Annotated in this window: 21 protein-coding genes; 13 read left to right on the top strand and 8 right to left on the bottom strand. The window is 69.4% G+C overall.

Features of this window, described 5'->3' with window-relative positions:
• Positions 1-229 precede the first annotated feature (229 nt).
• Positions 230-676, top strand: a complete 447-nt coding sequence (locus tag VFI59_03975) for a hypothetical protein (protein HET6712849.1) — start codon at positions 230-232, stop codon at positions 674-676.
• 284 nt (positions 677-960) lie between these two features.
• On the opposite strand, the gene VFI59_03980 is transcribed toward VFI59_03975, so the two are convergent.
• Positions 961-1,608: a hypothetical protein gene (locus VFI59_03980; protein HET6712850.1), complete on the bottom strand. Its 648-nt coding sequence runs from the start codon at positions 1,606-1,608 to the stop codon at positions 961-963.
• Between the two features lie 141 nt (positions 1,609-1,749).
• On the opposite strand from VFI59_03980, the gene VFI59_03985 reads away from it, so the two are divergent.
• The 3 genes from VFI59_03985 (at position 1,750) to VFI59_03995 (ending at position 5,073) form a co-directional block, all read left to right on the top strand.
• Positions 1,750-3,330 (top strand): adenylate/guanylate cyclase domain-containing protein, encoded by a 1,581-nt coding sequence (locus VFI59_03985; GenBank protein ID HET6712851.1) that lies wholly within the window; start codon positions 1,750-1,752, stop codon positions 3,328-3,330.
• Between the two features lie 108 nt (positions 3,331-3,438).
• Positions 3,439-4,149, top strand: coding sequence for a methyltransferase domain-containing protein (locus tag VFI59_03990; protein HET6712852.1), 711 nt, complete (start codon positions 3,439-3,441; stop codon positions 4,147-4,149).
• Between the two features lie 33 nt (positions 4,150-4,182).
• On the top strand, positions 4,183-5,073 hold the full coding sequence (locus VFI59_03995; GenBank protein HET6712853.1) for a DPP IV N-terminal domain-containing protein: 891 nt from the start codon (positions 4,183-4,185) through the stop codon (positions 5,071-5,073).
• 61 nt (positions 5,074-5,134) lie between these two features.
• Here VFI59_03995 and VFI59_04000 read toward each other — a convergent pair whose 3' ends face one another.
• Entirely contained in the window at positions 5,135-5,491 is a 357-nt protein-coding gene (locus VFI59_04000; protein ID HET6712854.1) for a PRC-barrel domain containing protein, read from the bottom strand.
• A 100-nt stretch (positions 5,492-5,591) separates the two neighbouring features.
• Between VFI59_04000 and VFI59_04005 the strand changes: the two genes are divergently transcribed.
• Positions 5,592-7,205 (top strand): phospholipase D-like domain-containing protein, encoded by a 1,614-nt coding sequence (locus tag VFI59_04005; GenBank protein ID HET6712855.1) that lies wholly within the window; start codon positions 5,592-5,594, stop codon positions 7,203-7,205.
• A gap of 78 nt (positions 7,206-7,283) precedes the next feature.
• Here the strand turns inward: VFI59_04005 and VFI59_04010 are convergent, their stop codons facing one another.
• Positions 7,284-8,021 (bottom strand): trypsin-like peptidase domain-containing protein, encoded by a 738-nt coding sequence (locus VFI59_04010; protein HET6712856.1) that lies wholly within the window; start codon positions 8,019-8,021, stop codon positions 7,284-7,286.
• Between the two features lie 19 nt (positions 8,022-8,040).
• Entirely contained in the window at positions 8,041-8,556 is a 516-nt protein-coding gene (locus tag VFI59_04015) for a hypothetical protein (GenBank protein ID HET6712857.1), read from the bottom strand.
• A 143-nt stretch (positions 8,557-8,699) separates the two neighbouring features.
• Between VFI59_04015 and VFI59_04020 the strand changes: the two genes are divergently transcribed.
• From VFI59_04020 to zwf, 4 genes are all read left to right on the top strand, one after another.
• A complete protein-coding gene (locus VFI59_04020) occupies positions 8,700-9,686 on the top strand; it encodes an ROK family protein (GenBank protein HET6712858.1) in 987 nt (328 codons plus the stop codon).
• Between the two features lie 12 nt (positions 9,687-9,698).
• Positions 9,699-11,030 carry a SpoIID/LytB domain-containing protein gene (locus VFI59_04025; protein ID HET6712859.1) on the top strand — a complete coding sequence of 444 codons (1,332 nt, stop codon included), beginning with the start codon at positions 9,699-9,701 and terminating at the stop codon, positions 11,028-11,030.
• 99 nt (positions 11,031-11,129) lie between these two features.
• On the top strand, positions 11,130-11,741 hold the full coding sequence (locus tag VFI59_04030; GenBank protein HET6712860.1) for a DUF2231 domain-containing protein: 612 nt from the start codon (positions 11,130-11,132) through the stop codon (positions 11,739-11,741).
• 89 nt (positions 11,742-11,830) lie between these two features.
• On the top strand, positions 11,831-13,213 hold the full coding sequence (gene zwf / locus VFI59_04035) for a glucose-6-phosphate dehydrogenase (protein HET6712861.1): 1,383 nt from the start codon (positions 11,831-11,833) through the stop codon (positions 13,211-13,213).
• A 142-nt stretch (positions 13,214-13,355) separates the two neighbouring features.
• Here zwf and VFI59_04040 read toward each other — a convergent pair whose 3' ends face one another.
• Positions 13,356-14,039: a hypothetical protein gene (locus VFI59_04040; protein HET6712862.1), complete on the bottom strand. Its 684-nt coding sequence runs from the start codon at positions 14,037-14,039 to the stop codon at positions 13,356-13,358.
• A 416-nt stretch (positions 14,040-14,455) separates the two neighbouring features.
• Here VFI59_04040 and VFI59_04045 point away from each other — a divergent pair, with 416 nt between their 5' ends.
• Complete coding sequence (locus tag VFI59_04045) at positions 14,456-15,676, top strand: GNAT family N-acetyltransferase (protein HET6712863.1); 1,221 nt, start codon at positions 14,456-14,458, stop codon at positions 15,674-15,676.
• Here VFI59_04045 and VFI59_04050 read toward each other — a convergent pair.
• Positions 15,670-16,116, bottom strand: coding sequence for a hypothetical protein (locus tag VFI59_04050; protein ID HET6712864.1), 447 nt, complete (start codon positions 16,114-16,116; stop codon positions 15,670-15,672). The genes VFI59_04045 and VFI59_04050 overlap by 7 nt on opposite strands.
• 1 nt (position 16,117) lies before the next feature.
• Entirely contained in the window at positions 16,118-16,564 is a 447-nt protein-coding gene (locus tag VFI59_04055; protein HET6712865.1) for a hypothetical protein, read from the bottom strand.
• Between the two features lie 126 nt (positions 16,565-16,690).
• Between VFI59_04055 and VFI59_04060 the strand changes: the two genes are divergently transcribed.
• The gene (locus VFI59_04060) at positions 16,691-17,125 is read left to right on the top strand and encodes a phage holin family protein (GenBank protein HET6712866.1); all 435 of its coding nucleotides are present in this window, start codon (positions 16,691-16,693) and stop codon (positions 17,123-17,125) included.
• A complete protein-coding gene (locus VFI59_04065; GenBank protein ID HET6712867.1) occupies positions 17,083-17,343 on the top strand; it encodes a DUF3618 domain-containing protein in 261 nt (86 codons plus the stop codon). The genes VFI59_04060 and VFI59_04065 overlap by 43 nt, the downstream gene beginning before the upstream one ends.
• A 268-nt stretch (positions 17,344-17,611) precedes the next feature.
• On the opposite strand, the gene VFI59_04070 is transcribed toward VFI59_04065, so the two are convergent.
• Positions 17,612-17,788 (bottom strand): hypothetical protein, encoded by a 177-nt coding sequence (locus VFI59_04070; GenBank protein ID HET6712868.1) that lies wholly within the window; start codon positions 17,786-17,788, stop codon positions 17,612-17,614.
• A 323-nt stretch (positions 17,789-18,111) separates the two neighbouring features.
• On the opposite strand from VFI59_04070, the gene VFI59_04075 reads away from it, so the two are divergent.
• Positions 18,112-18,396 carry a hypothetical protein gene (locus VFI59_04075; GenBank protein HET6712869.1) on the top strand — a complete coding sequence of 95 codons (285 nt, stop codon included), beginning with the start codon at positions 18,112-18,114 and terminating at the stop codon, positions 18,394-18,396.
• Positions 18,397-18,536: the final 140 nt, after the last annotated feature.

The raw sequence follows: 18,536 nt of genomic DNA on the forward strand, positions 1-18,536 counted from the left end.
TCGCCTGCTTCCGCGTCGGGCGATCGCGACGGAGGGAGCAATGCGGACCTGGGGAGTCTGCGGGGAACTGAGCCAGCGGATCCAGGGATCGATCCTCGAGCTGAACGAAGAGCACCGCGACCGCGAACCCGAACAAGTAGCACATTCCGTCAACCCCTGCGATGATGCACACATGCGAGCGCACGGGCCAGGGCGAGCGAGTCGAGCATCGGCGTTCGCGGTGGCGGTCATGGCCCTGTGCGGGATCGTCCTCAGCCCGGCGACCGGTTCCACGGTTGGGCGGTGCGACATCGAGGGCACCCCCGCCGCCGACCGCCTCGTCGGCACCGCGCGGAGCGAGGTGATCTGCGGCAGGGGCGGCGACGACACGATCTGGGGATACGCCGGCGGCGACGAGATCCTCGGCGGCCCCGGCCTGGACCGGATCATGGGTGGCAACGGGGAGGACCTGATCGAGGGTGGCGTCGGCGCCGACAGGATCCGCGGAGGCCCGGGCGAAGATCGGCTCGTCGGCGGGCTCGGGAGGGACATCATGCGGGGACAGCGAGGACCGGACTTCCTCGATGGCATCGACGGGACGGACGCGAGGGACGTGCTGCGCGCCGGCCCCGGCAACGACGCCTGTGCGATCGACGGGCGCGACGACACGATCGGCTGCGAGACCGTTGTCGCGTAGCCCTACGCGCACACTGAGCAGTACGACTCGCGGTTGTACACGCTGAGCCGCGTCTCGCAGCCTTCGCCGGCGCAGATGCGGCCGGCGGGCATCGGAGCGGCCCGCCTCGCGCGAGGACGCATCCCTTGTTTGCGCAGACGCTGGCACGGCGGGCACCAGCGACTCTTCCCGAAGTGGCCGCACGGCCGGATGTCGTGACACATCGGGCATTCGCGATACCCGCGACACGGGCATTCAGGGAAGTCGTCCATCCTCTCCACGGTACGTCGACGAAGGAGAGCGAGTCAGACGCCCTTGCAGCCAACGCGCACCGGGTACCAATCCTTGATGCCCGTGTAGCAGACGTCGATACGTGACCAAGGCTCGAGCGTGAGGTCGTGGGAGCGCTCGTCGACGAACGGGCACGGGTCGTCGATCACCTCGAAGCTCAGACGCCGGTGCTCGAGGTTCCACGTGTACTCTCCGCGCGTCTGCGAGCAGTTCACGTCGTTGAAGAACGCGATGCGGTCGCCGTCGACGACGTAGTGCCCCAGCGCACGGAACTCGTTCAGCTGGTGCTCCAGGTAGAAGCGGCCCTGGTGCAGCAGCAGGGTCTGCACGCCGGCATCCACGCTGTAGGGCACGCAGCGCAGGCAGTGATAGGGCATCCCGAGCTCTGGCCCGCCCATCTCCTCGATCGTGAAGATCCGCATGTAGAAGCCGTCCACCGGCGTGGCCTCGCGGGGCGGAGCATTCCGATAATCGTAGGGCTCCATCTCGAGCGGGATCACGAGCCGCGCGTCTGGGCCGGTCGCGGTCCGGGTCGAGGAAGGAGACGCCACGGTCTCGGTCGCCGGCGTCTCGGGTTCGTTCCCGACGAGCGTGCCCGCGGCGAACGCGACCACGGCCACCGCGATGGCGATCGCGACCCGCCTGGCTCCATCGATGCCCACGAACCGAACCCTATCCTCCGGTCGGATTCGGAAGGAGGTCGCCCGAGGCTTCCCCGTCTCAACACAGCGCGACCGACTTCCCCCCGCGGCCGCATCGGTGCATCCTGAGGATCCACCTATCGGATCCAACGGGGGGGCCACATGGCGATCGACGCTGCTGACCGCATACGGCTCGATACGAGCGACGACCTCGGACCGCTGCCCAAGTTCCTGCGTCCGTTCGTCGACTGGGTCGCCGGCATACGAGCGACGGTGCACCGCAAGCTCCTGTCGGGGTTCCTGCTGATCTCCCTTCTCCTGCTCTCGATGGGCCTGCTCAGCGTCGCCGTCCTGGGTCGACTCAACGACCAGGTCGAGACCCTGAACGCGCTGAATCACCAGGCGAGCCAGGCGCGCGACATGATCTACGGGGTCACCGCACAGAGCCACTACCGGGCGATGGCGCTCCTGAAGCTGAACGATCCGACCTGGACGCCGAAGATCTACGCGGCGAAGAACGCCTTCGCGGAGGACTTCAGCGACATCCGAGCGAACGGCGCCGCCAGCGAGGCGTCGCTGCTCGACGAGATCGAGGCGACGAACGAGACCTATGCGGCCTCGAGCGACGCCGTCACCGAGCTGTACAACCAGGATCAGATCGACGAGGCCCTCGCGCTGCACATCGACCAGGAACACGAGATCTCGCACGCCCTCGAGGCCCACCTGGGCACGCTCATCACGGATTCCGAGGGACTCGTCTCCGCGGAGACGGAGTCGTTCGCCTCGAACCGCCGGTTCTTGACGATCGCCGTCGCCGGCTTCTCGGGAGTCAGCCTGCTCATCGCCCTGACGCTCGGGGCGATCCTGTCGTGGTCGCTGATCCGACCGGTGCGCCGCGTCGACGCGGCCCTCGAGCAGATCGCCGAGGGTGACTTCGAGACCCGGGTCGACGTGCCCAACCGCGACGAGTTCGGAAACCTCACGCGGAACCTCAACCGCACCACGGGGCACCTCTCGACCCTGTACCGGGACCTGCAGGAGCTGAACGACAACCTGCAACAGACGGTGGAGACCAAGGTGGCCGAGTTGGAACGCACGTCGCGGCTGCGCCGCTACCTCTCGCCCAAGCTCGCCGACTCGATCGTGTCCGGCTCGCGGGACGTCACGTTGGGCCCGAGCCGGAAGTTCCTCACCACCTTCTTCTCCGACGTACGCGGGTTCACGGCGGCCGCGGAGCAGATGGAGCCCGAAGAGCTCGTCAATGAGCTCAACGAGTACTTCTCGGAGATGACCGAGATCGTGTTCAAGCACGGCGGCACGCTCGACAAGTACGTCGGCGACGCGGTGATGGTCTTCTTCGGGGACCCGATCCCGCAGGACGACCACGCCGAGCGGGCGGTGAGCATGGCGCTGGAGATGCTCGAGCGCATGCGTGCCCTCGAGGACCACTGGTACCGGCGATACGACCAGGTCTTCGAGATCGGCATCGGCATCGCGACCGGGTGGGTGACGGTCGGCGACATCGGCTCGCCCGCTCGTACCGACTACACCGTGCTCGGCAACCAGGTGAACCTGGCGTCGCGACTCGCCGACAAGGCGAGCGCGCGGCAGATCCTCGTGACCGAGCGGACGATGGTCGCGGTCGAACACCTCGTGGACGGGAGGCTCGTCGACGAGATCGAGCTGAAGGGGATCAGCCGTCCGATCAAGGTCTACGAGATCGTCCCGAAGGGCGGCGCATGATCAGCGCGACACTCGTGCCGCTGCAACCGGCACGATCCCACCCGTCGAGCCACCGTGAACCATTGCGGCGCCATGGTTCCGACCCGCGCGGTACCCTTGCGGCGGCACATGACGAGTGATATCGATGGGATCTTGCGGGAGCAGAGCCGCTACTACGAGGACCGGGCTCCCGAATACGACGACGTCTGGTACCGGCGTGGCATCTACGACCTGGGTCCGGAGGCGAACCATCGCTGGTTCGAGGAGACGGCCAAGCTGGAAGCCGCGCTCGACGACTTCGCGCCCTCGGGGGGCGTGCTCGAGCTGGCCGCGGGGACGGGCCTGTTCACGCGTCACATCGCCCCGCACGCGACGCGGTTGATCGCGATCGATGCCGCGGCCTCCGCCCTCGCGATCAATCGTGACCGGCTCGGCGACGACCACATCGAGTACGTGCAGGCCGATCTGTTCGAGTGGGAACCGCCCGAAGGCGTGCGCTTCGACGCGATCGTCTTCGCGTTCCTGATCTCCCACGTGCTGCCCGAACGGTTCGACGAGTTCTGGCATCGGCTCGCCGGGTGGCTCGCGCCCGGCGGTCGCGCGTTCTTCTGCGACGATCTCGCGGGTGCCGAACACCGAGCGTCGACGATCGGGGACACCGTGCACGACGGCCCCGGGTTCGCGCTCAGGCGGCAGCTCACGGACGGGCGGGAGTACACGATCGTGAAGGTGTACTACGCGCCGGAGGAGCTCGAGGAACGACTCGCCGGCCTCGGATGGCGCGCCGACGTCTGTACCACGGGTCGCGAGTTCTTCCACGGGATCGCGTCGACCGACTGACCCCGGGAACCGCCCCCAGGGTATCGTGCGGACATGACGAAGGCAGCATGCAGCTTCCTGCTTGCAACCCTGGCGTTCGCGGCGGTGCCGACGGCCACGGCGTTCGCCGCCTTCCCGGGTGGCAACGGCGACATCGCGTTCGGCCGGTCGTCACGGCAGCAGGTCGACATCTGGGTGGTCGCTCCCGGCGTGACCGGCACGCGACGGCTCACGGACACCCCCAACCGTACGGAGTCGATGCCCGACTGGAACGCGGCCGGCACGCGCGTCGCTTACGTGCGCTGCGTGGGCACCAAGACCGGGAACTGCGACATCTTCGCGATGGACGCCGACGGCAGCGAAGTCACGCGACTCACGTCGACGCCGGATGTGCAGGAGACCTGGCCGACCTGGTCGCCCGATGGTTCGGCGATCGCGTACACATCCAACGCCCTGGACTCCTTCCAGGACATCTGGGTGATGGACGCCGACGGCTCGAACCAGACCCGGCTCACGTCGACGGTGGGGTTCGACGCGTTCCCGGAATGGTCGCCCGACGGCGCGTCGATCGCGTTCACGAGCAACCGGGCCGCGCCAGACGACATCTGGGTGATGGACGCCGACGGGGGCAGCCCGACGCCGCTCACCTCGGGGCCGAAGATCGACGAGCGCCCGGATTGGGCGCCCGACGGGGGGCGCATCACCTTCTCGAGGAACGGCAACGTCTGGGTGATGGACGCCGACGGCGGGAACGCGGTCGCCCTGACCGACACCCGTCAGGACGAGTTCGCCCCGACCTTCGCGCCGAACGGCCGACGGATCGCGTTCAACCGGGTGGGAAACGACGGCCGCATCGGCGTCTGGGTGATGCGCGACGACGGGACCGTGCGGGTGCAGAAGACGTTCGGGCGTATCGACTTCTTCCCGGACTGGCAACCGGTCTAGCAGCGCGAAAGGGGCCGCGTGGACGCGGCCCCTTCCGGGTTCGGCTCAACCCTTCCCCGGGTCAGAGCCGGACGTACGGGTCGTAGTAGCTGCCGAGGCTCGATCGGTACTCGTCGGACCGATAGTCCGTGGCCTCGTCGAGCTCGGGCGAGCCCTTGATCTGGTCCTTCGTGAGGCGCACGACGACCTTCTGGTTGTCGAGATCGATCGTCTCGATCGCGCCGGCCGGGAGGACGACCTTGCGCCCGAAGATCCACGGGCCGGTGTCGACCACGACGTAGGACGCTCCGACCTCGTAGGTGGCCTCGTCGATCCTGCCGATGTCACCGTCGGTCGCCTCGACCTTGAAGCCCTCGACGTCGAGCGGTTCGCTCACGTACTCCCGTGAGTAGCTCCAGATGTTCGTGTCGGTGTCCACAGGGACCTCCTTCCTGCGCTCTCGCGCGTCACCCTGGCTTCTTCCCGCCGGGCGTGCCTCGGAAACCTCACCCAGGCCCGGCGCGGTAGGCTTCGACGCCATGCCGAGGAACGCGCAGAAGCAGAACGAGTGGTTCCTCACCCCCGCCGAGCGCGGGAACCCTGCGACCTCGATCGACGATCGGCGGCGCGACGGACGTGCATGGACGACCGGGAACGCGGTCGAGGCGTTGGTCCACGGTGGCCCGTACTTCGAGGCGCTGTACCGAGCCTTGTGCGAGACGCAGCGGGGCGACACGGTGTCGTTCACCGACTGGCGAGGCGACCCCGAGGAGCGGCTGGTCGACGGGCAGACCCTCGCCGACGTGCTCTGCGACCTCGCGCGGCGTGGGGTCGAGGTGCGTGGCCTCGTCTGGCGATCGCATCCGAAGTTCACGGGCTTCCACATGGAGCACCACGTGGAATTGGCCCGTGCGGTCAACGCCGCCGGCGGCGAGATCGCGCTCGACCAGCGCGTGCGCAGCGCCGGATCGCACCATCAGAAGCTGGTGCTGATCCGGCGTCCGAGCGATCCCTCGCGTGACGTCGCGTTCATGGGCGGCATCGATCTGTGTCACGGGCGTCGCGACGACTACGAGCATCGGGGCGACCCCCAGCCCGAGGATCTCGACGACAGCTACGGAGAGCGGCCCCCCTGGCACGACCTGCAGATCGCGGTGCGAGGACCCGCCGTGGGCGATCTCGACCACACCTTCCGTGAGCGATGGAACGATCGCACGCCGTTCGAGGGGCACCGCGGCCCGGTGCGCTCGGCGGTCTCGCGCGCCGCGGACCAGCCTTCACGTCATGCCGTGATGCCGGAGACCCCGGCCGACCCGCCGCCCGCGGGCGATATCGCGGTGCAGGTGTTGCGCACCTACCCCGCCCTGCGTCCGCCCTATCCCTTCGCGCCCCAGGGCGAGCGGAGCGTCGTCCGCGCTTACCGCAAGGCGTTCGAGCGCGCTCGCTCGCTGATCTACGTGGAGGATCAGTACCTGTGGTCGAGCGACGTCGGCTCCCTGTTCGCCGACGCGATGGAACGCACCCCGACCCTGAAACTCATCGTCGTCGTGCCCCGCGTGCCCGACCGCAACGGCCCGCTCTCCGGCCCCCCTCACCGGCTCGCCCAGCTCGAGCTCGTCGATCGTCTCGACGCCTTCGGACGCGACCGGTTCGCGATCTTCGACCTCGAGAACGAGGAGAGCACGCCGATCTACGTGCACGCGAAGACCGTGGTCGTCGACGACACGTGGGCGGCCGTGGGATCGGACAACCTGAACCGCCGGTCGTGGACGCACGATTCCGAGTTGTCGTGCGCGATCCTCGACGGCGACCGCGACCTCCGCGAACCGGCGGACCCGGCGGGTCTGGGCGACGGTGCGCGCGTCTTCGCGCGCGATCTGCGCTTGACCCTGATGGGCGAACACCTGGGCGATCCCGACGGCTCGAGGCTCGTCGATCCGGCTCAGGCGTTCGAACGGGCTCGGCGGGCGGCGGATGAACTCGATGCGTGGCACGCCGCCGGCCGCCGCGGTCCCCGTCCCGTCGGGCGGCTGCGCAACCATCGGCTTCCCGCCGTGGCGTGGTGGGAGCGTTGGTGGGCCAGGCCGATCTACCGCACGGTCGTCGACCCCGACGGCCGGCCGCGCGCGATGCGGCGGCGCGGCGACTACTGAGCGAGGAACCGGTCCCGGGCTGATCGGTTTCCTGGCTTCGCGCGCTCGAGCGCCGACGCCCGGGTCAGCCGGCTCGGGTCACGCCGACGGTTCGCACGCGAGGGTTGCGTCGAGCTCGCAGACCTGCCGGATGTCGATCGCGAACCCGAGACCCGAGCCACGGCCGACTCCCAGCGAGGTGATGCCGAGCACCCGTCCGTCGCGATCGAGGAGTGGCCCGCCCGAGTTCCCCTGGTTGATCTGCGCGTCGGTCTGCAACCACGTGGATCGGATCGCCGAGATGATGCCGACCGTGGCGGTGTCCTGGAGACCCTCCGGGCTTCCGAACGCGAGCACAGGATCGCCGACCGTGGGCGGCACGTCGCCGAAGTATGCGCTCTCGAGGATGGGCATCTGCACCTCGACGTCGAGCAACGCGATGTCGAGGTCGGCGTCCCAACGATAGGGGTGCGCGGCGAGGTGTTCGTCGCCCACATGCACCTGCACGGTCCGGAACGGCTGGGAGCGACCCTTCTCGACGACGTGGAAGTTCGTCACGACGATGCTCCCGCCGTCATCGCCGGCGGCGAAGGCGAACCCGGTGCCGAGACCGCTGCCACTGAACACGGTCACCGAGGACGCCGCCCCGATCTCGGCCACACGGGCAGGGTCGAACGCATCGACCGCGGGCGACCCGCTCGGTCGCACCCGGAGATCATCGAGGGCGCGCTCGAGACGGCTCGCCTTCCCGAGCGAAAGCACGGCGACGGCAACCGCGACCATCGCGACGACGGCCGTCAGCGCCGCGACGCCGATCGGTACACGCCCTACCATCATCGATCCCCGACCGGTCGCGTCAGAAGACGCCGTTCGAGTTCGCCTGTGACGTGCAGACCTGCAGTTCCTTCCGGTAGTCCCGGAACTCCCCCTTGGCCTCGGACAACGACGCGCGACCCAACCCGACCTTGACGAACCATGCCAGCATGCGCTTGCCTCCGGCGGCCGCGTCGCGGCAGTCACCGATCGCTCCTCGCAGATCGGCCCCTTCATCCTTCAGTCGGCCGGCCTCGTCGTTCAACGCGGCGATGTCGTCGGTGAGCGACGCCAGGTCGTCCTCGAGTCCTTCGATCTCAGCCGCCTGCGACTCGACCGAGGCTCGCTCCGAAGAGAGATCCGACGACAGGGTCCACGAGGAGGCGATCGCAACCAGCAACAGGGCGGCGGCGACGGCCCAGCCGATCCACGACCGGCCTCGCCGATGCGTCGTTCCGCTCTCCGAAGGGCTCGCCGGCGCGACCGGGGGCTGTGGAAGATCCATCTGAGTGGTGTCGAGGCCACGGGGCGCCTCGTGTGGCGTGTCGAGCGTGTCCATCTCGGACTCCTCAGGCGTCGACGGAGGCGTGCGCCTCGGCGGGTGTTCCGGAGACGTGCTCGCCTCCGCAGTGGTTGTCGGTCCAGGGAACCCCCTCCTTGAGGCGTCCGACGCCGCACGCTTTCGTGGCTAGGCTTGCCACGATGGACTCGAACGGCGCGAACGAGGCACCCGGCGAGATCGTCGCCGGCGTCGATCTCGGAGGCACGAAGATCCAGACGATCGTCGTGCGCGACGGCGAGGTGCTCGGCAGCGCACGGCTCCCGACCCCGGAGGACGGTGCCGACGCGGTCGCCGTCGCGATCGTCGACTCGGTGCGATCGGCCGTCGCCGCCTCGGAGGTCGGCGACGAGGAACTCACCGCGGTCGGCATGGGGGCGCCCGGCCACGTGCACGAGGGCGTCGTGTCGAACAGCCCGAACATCGTCGGCATGCGCGAGCCCTATCCGCTGGGGCCGACGGTGTCCCGGGGCCTGGACGACGTTCCGGTGCGCATCGACAACGACGTCACCGTCGCCACGCTGGGGGAACTGGAGCGTGGAGCCGGGCGGCGGCACGCGAGCTTCCTCAGCGTCTTCGTCGGCACCGGGGTCGGCGGCGGGCTCGTGTTGGACCGCGCCGTGTGGCACGGCCGCGGCGCAGCCGGCGAGATCGGGCACATGACCGTGAAGCCCGAGGGCCGACGATGCGGCTGTGGCGGCCACGGGCACCTCGAGGCCTACGCGGGGCGCGCCAGTATGCAGGCCAAGGCCGAACGCCTCGTCGCCGAGGGTCAGCACACCGTGCTGTTCGACCTGATGGCCGAGCACGGGAAGGACCGCATGACCTCGGGCATCATCGATCGCGCCCTGAAGCACGGCGACGCGATGACCGAGCGCCTGATGGGCCAGGCCGTCTGGGCCCTCGGTCTCGCGCTGGCCTCGGCGCAGGATCTGCTCGACGTCGAGGCCGTGATCGTGGGCGGGGGCCTCGCCGAGCGCTTCGGCCAGCCGTTCGTCGACCGCATCGCCGCCGAGGTGCAGCGGTCGCTCTTCGCGACCCACGACCCCCCGACGATGGTGCCGGCCGGCCTCGGCGACCTCTCGGGGGCGATGGGGGCGGCAGTGTTGGCGGGTACCGCTCCGGCGTAGCCTGGAGCAGGCATGAGGTTCCGCGTCCCCGCCCGAGCGTCGGCGTGCGCGCTCGTCTGTCTCGCTCTGCTGTCCTCGTGCACCTCCGCGCCGGCAGAGCCGGGCACCCGCTCGTCGCCGCCGACCCCGTCTCCGGCGCCATCCCGGGAACCGGAGACCCCGTCGCCGACGTCGGCGGACGGGGCGCTCGAGCTCAGCGCGCCTCGCGTCTCGATCCGAGCCCCGCGGGGAGGTTCGTTCCGGGTCCGGGGCGCCTACCCGTGGACGTCGTCGCGGTGCGTCGACGCCGAGCGGCCGACGCTCGACGGGGACTACCCGGGCACGCTCGCGGTGCGGACCGCCGACGACGGCACGCTCACCGCGACCGTGACGATCTCGTTCCGGCAGTACCTCGAAGGCATCGCCGAGGTGCCCCCGAGCTGGCCGAGGGCCGCGCTCGAGGCCCAGGTGGTCGCCGCTCGCAGCTACGTGCTCGCCCGGACCGGATGGTCGGGCCAACAGGGGGAGTCGCTCGACACCCCGATCTGCGGCACCGCGGACTGCCAGGTCTACGGCGGAATCCCGCATCCGACCCCGCCCGGCATGGCGCGGTGGTACCGGGCCGTGCGGGAGACCCGCGGTCAGGTGCTGCTCTTCGGCGGACGGCCGGCGGACACCGTCTACTACTCCACCTCGAACGGACGGACGTACGGCAACGACGAGGTGTTCGGGAGCTCCCCGCTTCCCTACCTGCGTCCGGTCACAGAACGCCACGACGGCGCGTCGCCGCTCTCGCGCTGGCAGGTGGACCTCCCGCTGGACGACCTTACGACCGTGTTGCGAGCCGCGGGCGAGTGGCCGGGTACAACGGCGATCGCCTCGGCAGCCGTGCACGGATCGACGGTGCGCCTGAAGGGCGGAGGACGCACCGGCACGATCGACACCGGGACCCTGCGTGACGCGGTGAACACGTGGGCACCCTGCCTGCTCCCCGGGCGCTACCCGAGCGACGGACTCCCGGTCACGATCCCGTCGGGCTGGCTCGACGTTGCCGCGGGTCCACGGGGCCTCGTCGTCACGGGCCGCGGGTGGGGCCACGGCGTGGGCATGGTGCAGTGGGGCGCGTACGGGAAGGCCCGTCAGGGCTGGACCGCGTCCCAGATCCTCGCCTTCTACTACGGCGGCCTCACACCGAAGCGTTTTTCGGAACCGGGCACGATGCAGGTCGTGATCGCGACCGGACTGCGGTCGATGATCGTGCAGCCGACGGCGGCGGGCGCGGTGATCGGGGGACGGGCTCTCGGCCGGCGACCTCTCCGCATCCAAGGCGGGGAAGCGGTCACAGTGTCGTCCTCTTCCGGCTGACGGGTGCTTCACGGCGGGCACGCTGCGGTTCGGAACGCACCCATGGCATGATGACACGTCATCGAGGGACCCCCGGCCGAGCCAGCACCAGGAGGAACCATGCCGAAGATCTACTCGATCCGACCGACGCTGAGTCTGAGAGGGCGTCGGTTCCGCGGCCTTCGGGGGTTCACCGGCAAGCCGTTCCATCCGCCGCTCACCGACTTCCCGATCGTGTGCTATTCGCTGGCGGCCGTCTTCGATCTGATCTCCTACGTCTCGTCCGGCGACGACCCCAAGGCCCACGACTTCTTCGCCGCAGCCACGTTCGTGATGGTGGCAGGTTTCGTCGTGGGTCTCGGAGCCGCGATCACGGGCTTCTTCGACTGGTGGAAGGGGATCCCGCGTGACCGGAAGTCGGGCCCGATCGGTCGGGCGAAGCACACGCAGGTCTGGCGCACGATCAACTGGCACGCGACCGTCATGGTGACCGTCACGGTGATCACGCTGGCCGACCTGCTGCTGCGTATCCCGAGCTTCGAGGAGGGCCAGACCCAGCTCGCGTGGCTCGTGCTCTCGGTACTCGCCGCCGCGCTCGTGCTCTTCGGCGCGGCCTACGGGGGCACGTTGGTGTTCGAGTACGGGTTCAACGTGGAGAACGTGGACGAGGTCTGGACCGAGACCGACGAGGACCATGTCCGCGGCGAGCGCCGGGACCGACCGGCTCCCTAGGCCGGGCACCCCGGATCGATCGCACCCATCGTTCCCGGCCGCCTCGAACGCCGCCGGAGGCTATCCGCGGACGCAGGTAAGGTGGCTCGATGCCCGACACGCACGCCGACGCCCTCGTGATCTTCGGCATCACCGGCGACCTCGCGCGGCAGAAGATCATCCCCGCGTTGCAGGCCATGGTGCGCCACGGGTCGCTCGACGTGCCGGTCGTCGGCGTCGCCCGGTCGGGGTGGGACCTCGAGAAGTTCGTGGCGCACATGCGCGAGGCGCTCGCCGACGACGAGGCCGGGCTCGACGAGGCCGCCTTCACGAGGCTCTCCTCGCAGCTGCGTTACGTCGACGGCGACTACACCGACGGCGACACGTTCGACCGCCTGCGGGTGTCGCTGGGCGAGAGCCGCCGCCCCCTGCACTACCTGGCGATCCCGCCTTCGCTGTACGAGACCGTCGCCCAGCACCTCGCGCGCGTCGGCTGCGCGGAGCACGGAAGCGTCGTGGTGGAGAAGCCGTTCGGTCGTGACCTCGCTTCCGCTCACCGTCTGAACGAGATCATCAGCTCGGTCTTCGCCGAGGAGCGCATCTTCCGGATCGACCACTTCCTCGGCAAGGAGCCGGTGCAGAACCTCGTCTACTTCCGGTTCGCGAACACCTTCCTCGAACCGTTCTGGAACCGGAACTACGTCGACAGCGTGCAGATCACGATGGCCGAGGATTTCGGGTTGCGGGGGCGCGAAGGCTTCTACGACAAGGTGGGCGCGATCCGTGACGTCGTGCAGAACCACCTGTTGCAGGTCATGGCTTTCGTCGCGATGGATCCACCCGCCGGCCCCGACCACGACGTCTTCATGAGCGAGCGCTTCCGGTTGCTCGAGGCGATCCGGCCGCTGACCCCCGACGACGTCGTGCGAGGCCAGGTACGCGGCTACCGCGAGGCCGACGGCGTCGCTCCGGGTTCCACCACCGAGACGTACGCGGCCGTGCGCATGCAGGTCGAGAGCTGGCGGTGGGCGGGCGTGCCGTTCTACATCCGCGCCGGGAAGTCGCTGCCGGTCACGGCCACCGAAGTCATCGTGGAGCTGAAGCGTCCGCCGCGCGACGTGTTCGGCGAGGCGGTCCTGGGACACCCGAACCACGTGCTGTTCCGGCTCGGTCCGGACGTGAGCATCAACCTGGGCGCCCGGGCGAAGGTGCCCGGCGACGAGATGCAGGGCGAGGACGTGGAGCTGGTCGCCTACCACCAGCCCGGCGAGCGCATGGAGCCCTACGAACGGCTGCTCACCGACGCGATGATGGGCGACGCAGAGCTCTTCTCACGCCAGGACATCGTCGAAGCCTCGTGGCGCGTCGTCGACCCGATCCTCGACGAGGCGACCCCGGTGCACCTCTACGAGCCCGGGACCTGGGGGCCGGAGGCAGCCGAGACCCTGATCGAGGGCGACGGCGGCTGGCACGACCCTCGTCCGCCAGGCTGACCATCAAGGCCTGAGGATCAGCCCGTCGATGGCCTCGAAGCCCGACCGGTCGCCCGACCGGTCGAAGGTCCCCGACAGACGGCCGCGAGCGATCGCCGTCGCTGCGATCAACAGGTCGTGCGCGCCGCGTGGTCGGCCACGCTCAGCTGCGTGCCCGGGGTTCGGGCATCAGGTCGGGGATCACGACCTCGTCCTTCGCGTCTTCCCCGGCCGCGATCGAGGCGGAGAGCGCCCCGACCACATCGAGGAACTCGCGGCACGTCCGGCGGAGCGCCTCGAACATGTCGTCACGCTGTGAGGTGAGGTCGGCCAGGGATCGCTCGGAGTCCTCGCGGATACGCCGCGCGGCCTCCATGGCCGCCGTGCGAGCCTCGACCCCTTCGCGCCGCGCGCGCTCGGCTTCGATCCGGGCGTCGGCGAGGATCCGGTCCGCCTCGGCGCGTGTCTCCTCCCGGACGGTCTCGACCTCCTGGTCCAGGGACATCAGGAGCTCCGTGACGCGTCCGGACACCTGCTCGTAGGTCGCAGCCTCAGCCGACGTGCGGTCTCGCAGAGCGGCGTCGCGCTCGCGGAGGAGGGCATCTCGTTGCTCCACGACCGCGTCGCGCTCCCTGAGGGCAGCGTCGCGCTGCATCTGGACCTGCTCTGCCTCGGACCGAAGGTGTCGCTCCAGGTTCTCGACGGTCTGCATCCGGTCGGCCAGACGCTTGACGTACTCGAGCACTTGCTGCTGGTCGAACCCGCGCCTCGCCGTCTTGAAGCCCGGTGACGGGATGCCGGTCGAGGCGGACGCGCGCATCACGGGGACGGATCCGGGGGTATCCATCGGCGATTCTCCTGGGTCGGGGACTGCATTCGGACGTCTCCCAGGAACGTAGTCGTGCGCAGGCGTTCGCGCTATGGGCCGATGGTCTGGAATCTCCCGATCCTCACGCGCCCCGGTGATGGGACCGAGGGGCCGCGAGGACGGCTGCTGCGCGAGACCCCCGCGACCCCTCGATCCTCAGGTCGCCGCGTGCAGGTTGGAGAACCCCCCCGGGTCTCTCACGGCGACACCCGTAGCGTCGCAGGTGCCGTGGCGATGCGCAGTCGACCGTTCGGGGGAGATCCGACCCTCTCCGACCGTCGGACGCACGAGCGACACCGCCGATCGAGCCCCCCTTCCGGTTCTGATTCATCGATCCTGGAACATCGCGACAACGACGGCCGCCTCACCGCGCCTCGCGGCGTAGGCTGCGACGGATGGACGACATCACGATCCGCTCGATCGAGCCCGGCGAGCTCGAGGCGTTCCTGCAGGTGGTGGAGCGCGCGTTCCACTCCCGGTGGGTTCCCGAGGATGCAGAGGCCGACCGCATCATCGCCGAGCCCGACCGGTGGTTCGTCGCGGTCGACGGCGGTGAGATCGTCGGCACCGCCGGCGCCTGCACGACCGAGCTCACCGTGCCCGGAGGTGCCCTGCCGGCCCCCGGCGTCACCGCCGTCGGCGTGCTGCCATCCCATCGCCGCCGCGGCATCAACACGCGACTGATGTCGGCGATCCTCGACCAGGCCGTCGAGCGCGACGAGCCCCTCGCCTACCTCTGGGCATCGGAGTCAGCGATCTACGGCCGCTTCGGGTACGGCATGGCCTCGCTCTGCACGATGATCGAGATGTCGGCCGACCGGTCGGCGTTCGTTCCCGACGTGCGCATCGGCGGACGCGTTCGGGTGCTGCCTCGCGACGAGGCCCTCCCCGTGATGCGTCCGGTCTACGACGCGCTGGCCTCGGCGACGCCCGGCATGATCGCCGTCGACGACCGCTGGTGGCAGGCGATGTGGCTCGAACGCCCGCGCGACCAGGAGCATCCGCGCTTCTATGCGGTGCACGAACGAGACGACGGCACCGTCGACGGCTACGCCGTCTACACGGTCAAGCACGACTGGAGCCGCAACGTGCCGTCGAACGAGCTCACGGTGCGCGACCTGGTCGCGACCGATCCCGACGCGACCGCGGCCCTGTGGCGCTTCCTGTTCGACGTGGACCTCGTCGCGACGGTGAGAGCTGAGGACCGTCCGATCGACGAGGAGCTGCTGTGGCTCGTCGCCGAGCCGCGCCGTCTGAACGCCGTGATCCAGGACGGACTGTTCGTGCGGGTCCTCGACGTCGAGCGCGCACTCACCGGTCGCCGGTACTCAGGCGATGGCCGGCTCGTGCTCGAGGTCACCGACGCGTTCCGGCCCTCGACGTCGAGCCGCTACCAGCTCGTGGTCGAAGGAGGACGCGGAACGTGCCGCCGAACCGACGCCGAGCCCGACCTGTCGTGCAGCGTGGCCACCCTCGGCGCCGCCTACTTGGCCGGCAGCTCGTTCCGGCAGTTGCGCCGCGCCCACCAGGTGGACGAGCGCACGCCGGGCACGCTCACGCGAGCCGACACGATGTTCGCGTGGGATCCGTCCCCCTGGTTCGGCTTCGTCTACTGACGGGTCGTCCTCGCGGACCCGCTCGACGTGGTGGCCTTCTTCTTCGTCGACGACTTCCTGGGGGTGGGCTTGCCCGTGGACTTCTTCGCGCTGGATTCCTTCGCGCCGGACGCCTTGGCGCTGGACTTCTTCGCGCCGGACTTCTTGGCCGGGTTCCCCTTCGCCGACGACTTCCTCGCGGGGCTCTTCCGAGGTGAGCTCTTCTTCTTGGGCGAGCTCTTCTTGCGCGACGTCGACTTCTTCGCGTTGGACTTCCGCTCGCGAGCGATCGCGGTGCCGCCGATCGCGGCCCCCACGGCGGCGGCGCCCGCGGCGGCGAGCAGCGGGTTCTCGGCAACCGCGGTCGCTACCTTCTTGGCGCCTCCGCCGACGGCGGATGCAGCGTCGCCAGCCTTCTCCGTCACTGTCTCCATCGGTGACTGGTTCTCGGTCTCTGCCATGTCACTCCTCCTCTTCTCTGTCAACTCCGGGCTCTTTCGCGACGGCCTCGAGGACCTTTGGCACCAGCAAGCCGAGCGTGAAGGCTCCCGCGATCACGAGGGCCGGCTCGCTCCGTGCGAACTCGGCCGCCCGTCGCACGAGGCGTCTGGCGTCCTCGGCGAGATCGTCGCTGTCGGCCGTCGCGAGCCGAGCGGCGAGTCTGTCGGCCCTGTGCCCGACCTCGTCGAGCACGTCGGCCTGTCCGTCATGGCCCTGCTCGCGCAAGCTCGCGCTCGATGCACGCATCGCGACCGCGAACGCCTTCAGCTCGACCGCCGCGCGGCTCGACCGCACGTCGACCTCGGCGCGCACGCGTTCGACCGCGACGGCCCCAGCCGCCTCGGCCATCACCTTGCCGGCGTCCTGGAGTCCCTCGACGGTCGTCCGATGATCCTCGACGCTGCTCATCTCACATCCTCGTCGTGTTCTGCGGTTCCTTCCCGCGCTGCGAGCCGCGAAACATGATCGACCGTCGGATGCGTGCGCAGCGCCTCCAGGGGGAAGGACCTCGCTAGCACACCTGAAGGAGTGGGGATGGCAACGACAACAGACGCATCGGCCAACGGAAGGCGCGATGCCTCGATCACGGCACTGCTGGGCTCACTCGTCGCCGACGTGTCCCTGCTCGCGCGGAGCGAAGCCGAACTCGCGAAGATCGAGCTGAAGGAGAAGGCGTCGAAGGCGGGCATGGGACTGGGCCTCATCGCAGGCGCCGCGGCGTTCGCCTTCTACGCTCTCGGAGCGCTGATCGCGGCCGCCGTGCTCGCCCTGGCGATCGTGCTGCCTGCGTGGGCCGCTGCCCTGATCGCGGGGGGCGTGCTCGTGGCCGTGGCAGCGACGCTCGCTCAGATCGGGCGGAGGAGGCTGCGCGAGGGGATGCCCTTCGTGCCTGCCCGCACGCTGGCGACCGCTGAGGAGGACATCTCGTGGATACGGAGCAAGATCGAGGCGCTGAGGCCATCCGAATAGCGCAGATCCGGGCAGACATCGAGGGAGCTCGGCAGCGCATCGTCGAGACGATCGACGCGCTCGAGTACAAGGCGGATCTGTCCGCGCGCCTCGGGGGCGTGCTCTCGTCGACGGCGTCGGGTATCGCGTCCCGAGTGTTGGGGCGCATCCCCTCGACGCCGGACGGCGGCGTCTCCTCCGCCGCGGAGACGCCGGTCGAAACCCGCACCAGCGAGTAGCACTGCGGCTCGGGATCGCGGCCGTGCCGAGACCTGGCTCAGCGAGGAAGCTCGGGGACGACCTGGAACCTAGGCCGTTCCCTCGATCGCTCATACCGGCGTCCATCGGGCGTTTCGTGGTCGCCGACCCCATCGCCGTCGATGAGTCGATCCAGCGCTTGGCGGGCGCCTTCGGCGATCTCAGGCGGGTGCACGTTGTCCAGAGCGAAACGGATCATCAGAAGGTCATCCATGATCATCCCTCCTTAGGACAGCCGGTGACGACGATTCACGCGAGGAACCCCAAGGACTCGCGCTCCACCTCGATGAGATCCTCCATCGCGGACATGACGTTCGGGTCCTCGGGATGGTGGGACAGCCACGCCCGCGCGGCGTAGATCGCAGAGGAGGTTTCGTTCGGGCTCCTGGCGCTGAGCATCTGTTCGAGCAAGATCTCTCGGTCCATCGCTTCTTCTCCTTACCGAGAATCGGCCGCCACGAAACCGATCCCAAGGCAAGCAACGAGTTCGCCACATCCGCGCTGCCGAGGAAAGGAAGAGGGACGGCTGCACGGGCGCAGCCGTCCCTCCCGCTCCGTCGGAGTGGAGCGTCGCCGGGCGGTACAGTCGCCCGCCGGTGCGGGTCACGGCGACCTTGTCATCGTTTCCCCGAGCCGCCGGCCCGCAAACGAGTCGGCGGTGAGATCGGAAGCGGCCGACCCGCGGCCGGAAGTCGCCATCACCCATCGCCCGCGTCAACGCGGACGCTCCGCCGTGGCAGACTGTCGCCGTGGACGACGAAGAACTCCTCGCCAAGGCGGAAGAGGCACTGACCGAGATCAAGATGAGCCAGGGCCTGTCCGACCACCACGCGTCCGTGCTGGCCGCACTGCGCATCCGGCTGAAGGGCAGCGCGGGGCAGTCGCTCGACGAGCTGCTGTCGGCCGCGGGCGACGTCGGGCCGGACGAGCGCCTCGGCGATGAGATCGAGAAGGCCGCCGCCGCGAAGGCAGGCAAACCCTCATTGGACGATCTGCTCACGCAGAAGAGGCCGAAGCCCGACTGGCCCTCCTGATCGGCCCAAGGGGACGGCGCGGCGTTCGCCTCCCGTGACGATGGATCACCGGCGCATCGCCGAACATCGGGCGATGGGAGGAGACGGGGTGTGGAGCGGCCGAACGCAGCGCGACATCGAGCGCGTCGCCGCCTACGTGA

Source organism: Actinomycetota bacterium (assembly GCA_035697485.1).
Lineage (GTDB): Bacteria > Actinomycetota > UBA4738 > UBA4738 > HRBIN12 > JAOUEA01.